The sequence below is a fragment of the Micromonospora echinofusca genome, assembly GCF_017614955.1.
GTDB classification, from domain to species: Bacteria; Actinomycetota; Actinomycetes; order Mycobacteriales; family Micromonosporaceae; genus Micromonospora; species Micromonospora echinofusca_A.
The window spans coordinates 1-10,403 of record NZ_WVUH01000260.1 but is presented as its reverse complement, the minus strand read 5'-3'; the positions used below and the strand labels follow the sequence as shown (position 1 = coordinate 10,403).

At 73.1% G+C, this 10,403-nt stretch carries 9 protein-coding genes; 5 read left to right on the top strand and 4 right to left on the bottom strand.

Annotation, left to right across the window (positions count from 1 at the left end; translation table 11 throughout):
• The first annotated feature begins 267 nt into the window (after positions 1–267).
• Together GSF22_RS24355 and guaA are read left to right on the top strand one after the other, a co-directional pair.
• A complete protein-coding gene (locus GSF22_RS24355; RefSeq protein ID WP_208816058.1) occupies positions 268–1,968 on the top strand; it encodes an FAD-dependent oxidoreductase in 1,701 nt (566 codons plus the stop codon).
• A 21-nt stretch (positions 1,969–1,989) separates the two neighbouring features.
• Complete coding sequence (gene guaA / locus GSF22_RS24350; protein WP_208816057.1) at positions 1,990–3,543, top strand: glutamine-hydrolyzing GMP synthase; 1,554 nt, start codon at positions 1,990–1,992, stop codon at positions 3,541–3,543.
• 10 nt (positions 3,544–3,553) lie between these two features.
• On the opposite strand, the gene GSF22_RS24345 is transcribed toward guaA, so the two are convergent.
• Complete coding sequence (locus GSF22_RS24345) at positions 3,554–3,916, bottom strand: PspC domain-containing protein (protein ID WP_208816056.1); 363 nt, start codon at positions 3,914–3,916, stop codon at positions 3,554–3,556.
• A 144-nt stretch (positions 3,917–4,060) separates the two neighbouring features.
• On the opposite strand from GSF22_RS24345, the gene GSF22_RS24340 reads away from it, so the two are divergent.
• The 3 genes from GSF22_RS24340 to GSF22_RS24330 all read left to right on the top strand — a co-directional run bounded on the left by GSF22_RS24340 (position 4,061) and on the right by GSF22_RS24330 (position 7,778).
• Positions 4,061–5,008, top strand: coding sequence for an NUDIX hydrolase (locus GSF22_RS24340; RefSeq protein WP_208816055.1), 948 nt, complete (start codon positions 4,061–4,063; stop codon positions 5,006–5,008).
• A 502-nt stretch (positions 5,009–5,510) separates the two neighbouring features.
• Complete coding sequence (locus GSF22_RS24335) at positions 5,511–6,515, top strand: NUDIX hydrolase (RefSeq protein ID WP_208816060.1); 1,005 nt, start codon at positions 5,511–5,513, stop codon at positions 6,513–6,515.
• Between the two features lie 345 nt (positions 6,516–6,860).
• Complete coding sequence (locus GSF22_RS24330) at positions 6,861–7,778, top strand: CDP-alcohol phosphatidyltransferase family protein (RefSeq protein WP_208816059.1); 918 nt, start codon at positions 6,861–6,863, stop codon at positions 7,776–7,778.
• Positions 7,779–7,842: 64 nt separating this feature from the next.
• On the opposite strand, the gene GSF22_RS24325 is transcribed toward GSF22_RS24330, so the two are convergent.
• The 3 genes from GSF22_RS24325 to GSF22_RS24315 form a co-directional block, all read right to left on the bottom strand.
• The gene (locus tag GSF22_RS24325) at positions 7,843–9,096 is read right to left on the bottom strand and encodes a phosphatidylserine decarboxylase (RefSeq protein WP_208816054.1); all 1,254 of its coding nucleotides are present in this window, start codon (positions 9,094–9,096) and stop codon (positions 7,843–7,845) included.
• 169 nt (positions 9,097–9,265) lie between these two features.
• On the bottom strand, positions 9,266–9,631 hold the full coding sequence (locus GSF22_RS36170) for a hypothetical protein (protein ID WP_439957802.1): 366 nt from the start codon (positions 9,629–9,631) through the stop codon (positions 9,266–9,268).
• A partial coding sequence (locus GSF22_RS24315) for a LiaF domain-containing protein (RefSeq protein WP_244454028.1) occupies positions 9,628–10,403 on the bottom strand: 776 nt, incomplete at its 5' end. The genes GSF22_RS24315 and GSF22_RS36170, both read right to left, overlap by 4 nt.

Below are 10,403 nucleotides of genomic sequence, written 5' to 3'. Positions count from 1 at the left end.
GTCGGGGAGGGCGTCGGGGTACCGGCGGTCGCGGTACCGGCCGGCGGTCGGTCGGCTCCGTCACGGGACCGGCCGCCGGTGCAGCCGGCCGTGGCGAGCAGCGCCAGCGCGACCACCACACCGACCAGTGCGCGGGTACGTCGATGGCCCAGCCGGCTTCCTGACACGTCCGTCATCGCCGATTTCCTCCCCGTACGGTCGACAGCGGGCATGATCGCGCGAAATCAGGCTCTGGCGCGAGGGCTACTCACGAGTAATGATGCGGGTATGCGCTACGACGTGGTCGTCATCGGGTCGGGTTTCGGTGGCAGCGTCACCGCACTGCGGCTGGCCGAGAAGGGGTACACGGTCGGCGTGCTGGAGGCCGGGCGCCGGTTCGCCGACGACGAGTTCCCGGAGACCTCCTGGCGGACCCGACGGTTCCTCTGGGCGCCGAAACTGGGCTGCTACGGCATCCAGCGGATCACCCTGCTCCGGGCGGCCGACCGGCGGACCGGCGGCGGTGTGCTGGTGCTCTCCGGGGCCGGGGTGGGCGGTGGCTCGCTGGTCTACGCCAACACCCTCTACGAGCCGTTGCCGGAGTTCTACGACGACCCGCAGTGGCGGGACATCACCGACTGGCGGGCCGAGCTGGCCCCCCACTACGACCAGGCGAAACGGATGCTCGGCGTCACCACGTACCCGGTCCGCACCAGCGCGGACCGGGTGATGCACGCGGTGGCCGAGCGGATGGGGGTGGCCGACACCTTCCACGCCACCCCGGTCGGGGTGTACATCGGCCGGCCCGGCGAACGGGCCGCCGACCCGTACTTCGGCGGGGTCGGCCCGGAGCGGACCGGCTGCACGCACTGCGGGGCCTGCATGACCGGCTGCCGGCGGGGCGCCAAGAACACCCTGGTCAAAAACTACCTCTGGCTGGCCGAACGGCTCGGCGCGCAGGTGCACCCGCTGACCACGGTGACCGCCGTCCACCCCGCCGCCGACGGTGACGGGTACGAGATCGAGACCGTGCGTACCGGCGCCTGGCTGTGCAAGCGGCGGCAGCGGATCCGGGCCGGGCAGGTGATCCTCGCGGCCGGGGCGCTCGGCACCCAGCGGCTGCTGCACTCGATGCGGGCCAGCGGTGCGCTGCCCGGTCTCTCGCCCCGGCTGGGTGAGCTGACCCGGACCAACTCGGAGGCCATCCTCGGCGCCTCGGTACCCCGGCGGCAGGCCCGGTCCCGGGGCCTGGACTTCACCGAGGGGGTGGCGATCACCAGCTCGTTCCACCCGGACCGGCAGACCCACGTGGAGCCGGTCCGCTACGGGCGGGGCTCGAACGTGATGGGGCTGCTCCAGTCGGTACTGGTCGACGGCGGTCCCCGGCGGGTACGCCGCTGGCTCGGCATCATCGCCAGCCGCCCCGGTACCTTCCTCCGCCTGCTGTCGGTCCGGGGCTGGTCGGAGCGGACGGTGATCGCCCTGGTCATGCAGTCCGCCGACAACTCGCTCACCACCAGTTACCGGCGTGGGCTGTTCGGCCGCCGGCTGGCCGGCAGTCCGGGGCACGGGGTGCCGAACCCGACCTGGATCCCGGCCGGCAACGAGGCGGCCCGGCTGCTCGCCGAGGAGATCGGCGGGGAGCCCGGCGGGGCGCTGACCGAGCCGTTCGACGTACCGGTGACCGCGCACATCCTGGGCGGTGCGGTGATCGGCGCCTCCCCGGCCGAGGGCGTGATCGACCCGTACCACCGGGTCTTCGGGTACCCCGGACTGCACGTGGTGGACGGCGCGGCGGTCTCGGCGAACCTCGGGGTGAACCCGTCGTTGACCATCACCGCGCAGGCCGAACGGGCGATGTCGTTCTGGCCGAACAAGGGCGGAACGGACCCCCGGCCACCGCTCGGCGAGCCGTACCGGCCGGTGGCCCGGGTGCTGCCGGAGAACCCGGCGGTGCCGTCGCACGCCCCGGCGGCGCTGCGGGGGTGACTGTCGGTAGGCTTGCTGCACATGAGCACGCCTCGCCCCGTCCTCGTGGTGGACTTCGGAGCCCAGTACGCCCAGCTCATCGCGCGTCGGGTGCGCGAGGCCCGGGTCTACTCCGAGATCGTCCCGCATTCCATGCCGGTCGCCGAGATGCTGGCGAAGAACCCGGCCGCGATCATCCTCTCCGGCGGCCCGTCCAGCGTCTACGAGCCCGGTGCACCGCAGGTGGACGACCGGCTCTTCGACTCGGACGTGCCGGTCTTCGGCATCTGCTACGGCTTCCAGGCGATGGCCCGGTCGCTGGGCGGTACGGTGGCCCGGACCGGTAACCGGGAGTACGGCGGTACCCCGCTGCGGGCCCGGATCGACGCGGGTGTGTTGCTCCGCGACCTGCCGGCCGAGCTGCCGGTGTGGATGAGCCACGGGGACTGCGTGACCGAGGCACCCGCCGGTTTCACGGTGACCGCCGAGTCGGCCGGTGCCCCGGTGGCCGCCTTCGAGGACGTGGCCGGCCGCCGGGCCGGGGTGCAGTTCCACCCGGAGGTGGGGCACACCGCGCACGGGCAGGAGATGCTGACCCGCTTCCTGTACGACATCGCGGGCATCGAGCCGACCTGGACGCCGTCCAACATCATCGACGAGCAGGTCGCCCGGATCCGCGAGCAGGTCGGCGACAAGGAGGTCATCTGCGGCCTGAGCGGCGGGGTCGACTCGGCCGTCGCCGCCGCGCTCGTGCACAAGGCGGTGGGTGACCAGCTCACCTGCGTCTTCGTCGACCACGGGCTGCTGCGTGCCGGTGAGGCCGAGCAGGTCGAGAAGGACTACGTCGCCGCCACCGGCATCAAGCTCAAGGTGGTCGACGCGGCGGACCGGTTCCTCGGCGCGCTGGCCGGGGTGACCGACCCGGAGCAGAAGCGCAAGATCATCGGCCGGGAGTTCATCCGGGTCTTCGAGGCCGCCGCCCGCGAGATCGCCTCGCACGGGGACGTGGAGTTCCTGGTGCAGGGCACCCTCTACCCGGACGTGGTGGAGTCCGGTGGAGGCACCGGGACCGCCAACATCAAGTCCCACCACAACGTCGGCGGTCTCCCGGAGGATCTCCAGTTCTCGCTGGTCGAGCCGCTGCGTACGCTCTTCAAGGACGAGGTACGCGCGCTCGGCCTGGAGTTGGGCCTGCCCGAGGCGATGGTCTGGCGGCACCCGTTCCCCGGCCCAGGTCTGGCCATCCGGATCATCGGCGCGGTCGACCGGGAGCGGCTGGAGCTGCTCCGGGCCGCCGACCTGATCGCCCGTGAGGAGCTCTCGAACGCCGGCCTGGACCGGGGGGTCTGGCAGTTCCCGGTGGTACTGCTGGCCGATGTGCGCAGCGTCGGGGTGCAGGGCGACGGCCGGACGTACGGCCACCCGGTCGTGCTCCGTCCGGTCTCCAGCGAGGACGCGATGACCGCCGACTGGTCCCGGCTGCCGTACGACCTGGTGGCCCGGATCTCCACCCGGATCACCAACGAGGTGCCCGAGGTGAACCGGGTGGTGCTGGACGTGACCAGCAAGCCCCCGGGCACCATCGAGTGGGAGTGATCTGGGCGGGTCACCCGTCGGAGGGCGTACCAGGCTGCGCCTCGGTGCCCGTCGGGCCCGGCTGCGGTGTGGCGCCCGTCGTAGCCGGCCAGGTCGGGGTGGCGGGCGGGCCCGGCTGCGGCGCGACGCCCGTCGGGCCCGGCCACGGCGGAGCGCCGGGGGACTCCTCCGGCATCAGGAACCACATCACCGGGTACGTCAGCAGCGCGACGCCGCCGGTGAGGATGGTGGCCACGGCGAGGATCACCCGGACCAGGGTCGGGTCGACGTCGAAGTAACGGCCGAGTCCGCTGGCCACCCCGGCGACCATGCGGTCCGAGGTGGGGCGGCGGAGTTGGCGGTACGGCGGCTGGGTGGGTGCGTGGTAGGTCATGCCTCAACGATCCCCGCCGATGGCCGTGCCGCCCTCGGTGACCGCCCGGATCACTACCCTGACCTACCCCTGATCCGCGAGATAAGTGTCAGGAATCTGACTAACTTCGATGGTGGTAACCGGACAGGGTGAGAATTTCGACCTGTGACCACCACGTTGGCGCCGCTCCGCAGGATCGCGGCATATGCAGTATGTGCTGACTCCGCTGGGCGGTTCCTCCTGGTCCGGGCCTCGGACCGGTCCGGCACCCCCGGGATCTGGTCGCTGCCCGGCGGGGCGGTGGACCACGGCGAGGACCCGAACCACACGGTGGTCCGGGAGACGGCTGCCGAAACCGGTCTCTCCGTCACCGTGACCGGGCTGCACGACGTCCTCGCCGACCTGCGTGCCCTGCCCGAACGGGGCATCGCCATCCACACCGACCGGCTGGTCTACCGGGTGGCGGTCCGGGGTGGCCGGCTGATCGACCGGGTCGGCCAACCGACCGACCTGGCCCGGTGGTGCACGCCGGCCGAGGCGCGGACCCTGCCGTTGCGCCCGTTCACCGCCCGTGCGCTCGGCGTGCCGCCGGGTCCGGTCGACCTGCCCCCGGACGAGACCCCCGACGTCCCCTCCTTCCACGCGGTACCGGGGCCGGACGGCCTGCACCGGGCGCAGCGGTTCGCCGCGTACGCGGTGGCCACCGACCCGGCCGGCCGGATCCTGCTGACCCGGGTGGCGGACGGCTACCCCGGCGCGGGCTGCTGGCACCTGCCCGGCGGCGGTACGGACTTCGGCGAGCAGCCCGGCGCGGCACTGCTCCGGGAGCTGGTCGAGGAGACCGGGCAGCAGGGTCGGCTCGTGGAACTGCTCGGGGTGGCCAGCCACCGGGACGCCGCCTCGCTCGGCCCCGAGGGCTACCCGATCGACTGGCACGGGGTGCGCGCCTTCTACCGGGTGCTGGTCGACGTGCCGGCCCCCTGCGTCGTCGGTGACGTGGGCGGTTCCACCTGCGAGGCCCGCTGGTTCGCCCGGGACGAGCTGCGGGGGCTGCCCGCCGACCGGCTCACCGAGGTCACCGCCGAGGCGGTCCGCGCCGCCCGCCTGACCTGACCTTTCCCGGAAGCCGACGCGGACACAGTCGCCGACGCCGACGCCGGGGCGAGCTACCGGCGCATCCACTCGGTTTTCAGGAAGTCGGGCTGTCAGGCCAGGGCGGAGGCCCCGACTTCCAGGAAAACGAGTGGATTACGGGGTGACCGGGCCGGGTCGGGGCAGATGCCGCGCGTACGGACGACGACTCGGCCGGCGTACCCCTGCAACGCCGCGATCTGATCCTCCCGTCACTCCCCGTTGATCAATAGGTGGGCTGTGTGTAACGTGATCAACTCGATCGCTAAGAGCGCCCGGCAGTAGGGCGGTGGTGGCGAGGCGGGTCCTGGCCGAGGGTGGCAAGGCGGAGGAGGAGGTCATGCCGGTGTTGCATGGCCGACGACGACAACGCCGCCGGCCGACGTGCCAGGGCACGGCGCAGCCCCGCCAGTCCTATTGCCGGGCGCTCTAACCTCATGATCGAAGCGGATGGTTGGCGGAACGGTTGACGGAGGCGCGACGGGTGGAGCAGCGGCGGCGGATCGGGGCGTACGGGCTGTGCCGCAACGGTGACCAGGTGCTGCTGGTGCGGGCGGCGTCGACCACTCCGTTCCCCGGGGTCTGGCAGCTCCCCGGCGGCGGAGTGCGGCACGCCGAGCACCCGGCCGACGCCGTGGTGCGCGAGTTCGCCGAGGAGACCGGGCTGACCGTCCGGGTGACCGGGCTGCGGGCGGTGGTCGCCGACGTGTTCCGGTACGCCGACGCCGACGCCGACACCGACGCGGACACCGACGCCGACGCCGACACCGACACCGACACCGACACCGACACGGGTGCGGCCGGCGCTGACGCGGGCACGGGCGGCGGCGGGGTCGCGGTGCATGTCGACCGGATCGTCTACGACGTGACACCGGTCTCCGGTGAGCTGCGGACCGAGCCGGCCGGCAGCACCGACCGGCTGGACTGGGTGGCCGCCGCCGCGCCTGACCTGCCCCTGATGCCGTTCACCGCAGAGCTGCTGGGCCTGCCGGTGACCCCGTTGCCCGCACCGCTGCCGCGTCGACGGTCGCCGCACCGTGTGCCGGAGGTGGACCGGCGGCAGCGGTTCGGGGCGTACGCGCTCGCCACCGACCCCGCCGACCGGGTGCTGCTCGCGATGATCGCCGACGGTTACCCGGGTGCCGGCCGGTGGCATCTGCCCGGTGGGGGTACGGATCACGGCGAACAGCCGGTCACCGCGCTGCTCCGGGAACTGGTCGAGGAGACCGGGCAGCTCGGCCGGGTGACCGGTCTGCTCGGCGTGGACAGCCTGCACAACCCGGCGGCCCAGGGGCCGGAGGAACGGCCCCTGGACTGGCACGGGGTACGCGCGGTGTACCGGGTGCGGGTGGAGGAGCCCACCGAACCCCGGGTCACCGAGGCGGCCGGCGGCTCCACGGCCCGGGCCGCCTGGTTTCCGACAACGGAGCTGCGGACTCTCCCGTTGACCGAGATTGCTGCCCGCTTTGTCGGTCATATCAGTATGTAACTGGCCGCCGCACTGCTGGGGATGCCGCTTTCCCGTAAAATGAAAGGTCGGCCCAGTGCCGATTTGAGAATGTACCGCGCGGGATGGGAATATCTGAGCGCTTCGCACGGTTTGTAGTAGATGGTTCGACCGGCAGCTATCGCCAATCCCCACCCGACTGTGCGATGGTGTTAATCCGCAAAAACGGCTGCCGGGCCAGCAAGCGGTCCGGCACGAGACAGCCGGACAGCCGCCAGCAGGCGGTCCAGCCGATCCGGTGATGGAGGAAACGTGCCGAGAGCCCCCTGGCGCCGGCGTCGTACCACTGACAGTCCGCGCCCCGCAGGGCGTCGCTGGGCGGGGCAGTTGCGCCGCGGCAGCACGTTCGCCCGCCAGGTTCTCCTGGTGCGGGTGGGGCGCCGCGACGCTGACACGCACGGCGTGACCGACGTGGCCCCCCTGGCCGAGCCCCGGCACCCCGAGTCCTGGCGCAGCCGCCTCGACCGCTACGAGCGGTCCGAGATCGACGCCGTCGCCCCGGTCAGTCCCGCGCTCGGGCCGTCCGCCGCCGTCGACGACGAGCCCGGCATGGCCATCCCGCTGCTCCCCGGCGAGCGCACCCCGGCCCGCCGGGTGAAGTTCGCCCTGGTCAACGGCTGCACCCTGGCCAGCATCATGCTCGGCATGCTGGCGATCTTCCTCGCCATGCAGGGCGATGTCCGGACCGCTGCCCTCTGCCTGATCGCCTGCGTCACCTTCGACGGCCTGGACGGGGCGCTGGCCCGGAAGTTCGGGGTGGCGAGTCCGTTCGGCGCCCAGATGGACTCGCTGGCCGACATGTGCTCCTTCGGGCTGGCCGCCCCGGTCGTGGTGTACGCCTCGCTCGCCGGCTCGGTCCCGCCGGCTGCTGCCGCGGTGGCCTGCGCCCTGGTCGCAGCCTGCGCCGCCATCCGGCTCGCCCGGTTCAACGTCTCCCCGAAGGACGGCCGGTTCTTCTGCGGGGTACCCACCACCATGGCGGCGGCGGTGCTCGCCCTCGCGGTGGTGATCGGCCTGCCGGTACCGGGTGCGGTGCAGATCGCCGGGGTGGGGCTGCTCGCCTTCGCGATGGTCTCCAGCTTCCCGTACGCCAAACTCGCCCGGCTGATCAAGCTGCCGCCGTGGCTGTGGCTGGTCCCGGTGGTCGGCGCGCTGGTGGACATCCGGCTCACCTTCGGTCTGATCGTGGTGGGCTACCTGGTCAGCGGCCCGCTGCTCTGGCTGCGGCAGCGCGCGGCAGCCTGACCGCACGACCTTCGAGAAGGGGCACCTCCCTGGAGGTGCCCCTTCTCCGTGTCCGGGCGTCGGGTCAGCGCCAGCGGGCGATCACCGAGGAGCCGCCGACGACCTCGTCACCCGGACCGACCAGCGGATCGGCGGCGTCGGCCGGCAGGTAGACATCCGTCCGGGAGCCGAACCGGATCAGCCCGAAGCGTTCCCCCCGGGCCAGCAGCGAGCCGACCGGCGCCCGCTGCACGATCCGCCGCGCGATCAGCCCCGTCCGCTGGGCCACCACCACGGTGCCGTGGGTGGTGTCCAGCACCGTGTACGCCGCCACGTTGTGTTCGGCGTCCGGCTTCATCGCGTTGACGAAGCCACCGTCGGCGACGAAGTAGTCGACCACCTTGCCCGCCACCGGTGCCCGGTTGACGTGGACGTCCAGCACCGAGAGGAAGACCGCGATCCGCAGGAACTCGCCGTCACCGAACCGCTCGTCGTGCAGCCGCTGCACCGAGAGGACCTGCCCGTCGGCGGCGGCCACCACGGCCGAGGGGTCCTCCGGGACGTCGCGCTGCGGGTCCCGGAAGAACGCGGCCACCGGTACGGCGGCGAGGGCCGGCAGCAGCCACAGCTTGGACTTCGGCCGGGCGATCCGGGTCAGCGCGGCCAGACCGAGGGTGATGCCGGCGGCGGCGACCCCGTTCGAGTCGATGTGCATCGTCCGGGTCAGCGGGACGCTGGACGGGCGGTAGGCGGGGGCCAGCCGCTCGGCGGTACGGGCCGCCGCGGGCGTCAACCGCAGCCGGTGGACCCGCACCGGAGGCCGGTTGCGTACCACCAGGTCGGAGCCGACCCCGAAGAGGGCGGCCTGCCGGTCCAGTTCCTCCGCGGCACCCCCGGTCCGCCCGGGAGCGGCCGGTACCGCGACGCTCAGTACCGCGCCGTCGGCGAGGTACTTCGCCCAGCCGTCCAGCAGTGCCCGGGTCTCGTCGGCGCTGCCGGCGAGCGGCTCGGCGGCGATCACCACGGCGGCCGGGTCCGCCTCGGCCAGGGAGTCGACGACGCGTACCCGGTCGGCGACCCACCGGCCCTGGGCGGTGACGTGCTCGCGCAGGGCGTCGGCCGTGGTCCGGTCGGCGGGTACCACGGTGAGCAGGTCCCCCGGCAGCAGCGCGTCGATCGCGGCGGCGAGGACGGCCGAAGCCGGGTCACCGCCGATCAGCAGGGCGTTCTTCGGGTCGTGGTGCCGGGCCAGTTCGGCGGCGAGGGTACGGGCGGCGCGCTCGCCGACACGGACCGGGCCGGAGTTCCCGGCGGCACGTACGGCGGGGGACTGGGTCATCTCGGACGGGCTCCTCGCGAGGTCGGTACGGGACACGCGGCGACGCCGCGGCGGAGGCGCCGCGGGGGTACCGGACGCCGTGGCCGGAGCCGGACGACAGGGACCGGGCCGGCGGAGGCGGCAGCCTCCACCGGCCAGCATATGCGGCGGGAAAACCGGACTGCACCGATCACGGGGAGCGTTCGTCGCCGGCTGCCGGGGGCGCGGTGACCGGTTCCACCGGTCCGTACCCGGGTGCCACCGTCCCCGGCACCGGCGGTGCGGAGGTGGGCCCGGTCGGTGCCGGTACGCCCGAGGTGGGGTCGGTCGGTGCCGGCACCGCGGTCACCGGCTGACCCGGCTCGGACGCGTGCCGGCCGGAGCGCAGCGCGCCGAGCAGCCCGAAGAGGCCGACCAGGATCAACCCCCCGGCCAGGAACCAGCCGATCGCCGGCAGGGCCAGGTCGAGCAGCTGGGCGAGCAGCCACCAGACGGCGAGGGTCACGAAGAGCAGCCCGAAGAAGAGGGACACCCCGTCGGTACGGTGGGCCTTCACCGGGTCACCTCCAGGTCACCAGCATTGACGTTCACGTAGAGGCGGAGCCGGCCGCCACCCGGCCCGTCCGGACCGAGGTCGGTGCTCTCCCGCTGCCGTGCCTCGACGCCGCTCATCCGCCGGCCGAAGACCGTCGCCTCACCCGCGCTCACCTCGGCGATCGTGGTCACGTCGACGTTCGGCGGGACCACCACCTCGGTGTGCCCGAAGGACACCGCCACGGTCACCTGGGTCACCTCGTCGGGGAAGGTCACCGCGCGCAGGTCGAGCACGGCGTCACCGAACTTGTTCTCGTACCGGTCGGCGAGTTCGGCGTGGTCGGCGGGCGCCCAGGTGACGTCGCCGCCGATGCCGCGTACCCGGTCGTAGGACTCGGTGAGGGTGGCGACCCCGAGGGCGGCGGCGGCCACCAGGCCGAGCGCGATCAGCCAGCGGGCCCGGCCGAACCAGGTGCCGACGAGCAGCCCGGCGCCGATGGTGGCCAACGCGGCGGCGAAGTACCCCGACGGGTGGGCGTCGACCACGTCGGCCAGGTCGAGCAGGGTCACCACGCCGAGCGCCACGAAGATCATCGAGAAGGTGGCGGCACCGAGCGGGGACCGCTCCCGGGGTGGCTTCACCGGCCGTACCGGTGGGACGACCGGTGGCGTGACCGGCGGGTACGGCGCCGGTGGGGGCGCGGCGTACGGTCCGTGCGGGGCGAACGGCGGCCGGTAACCGCTGACCGGAGCCGTCGCCGGCCCCGGAACGACCGTGGGCAACGGGTTCATCG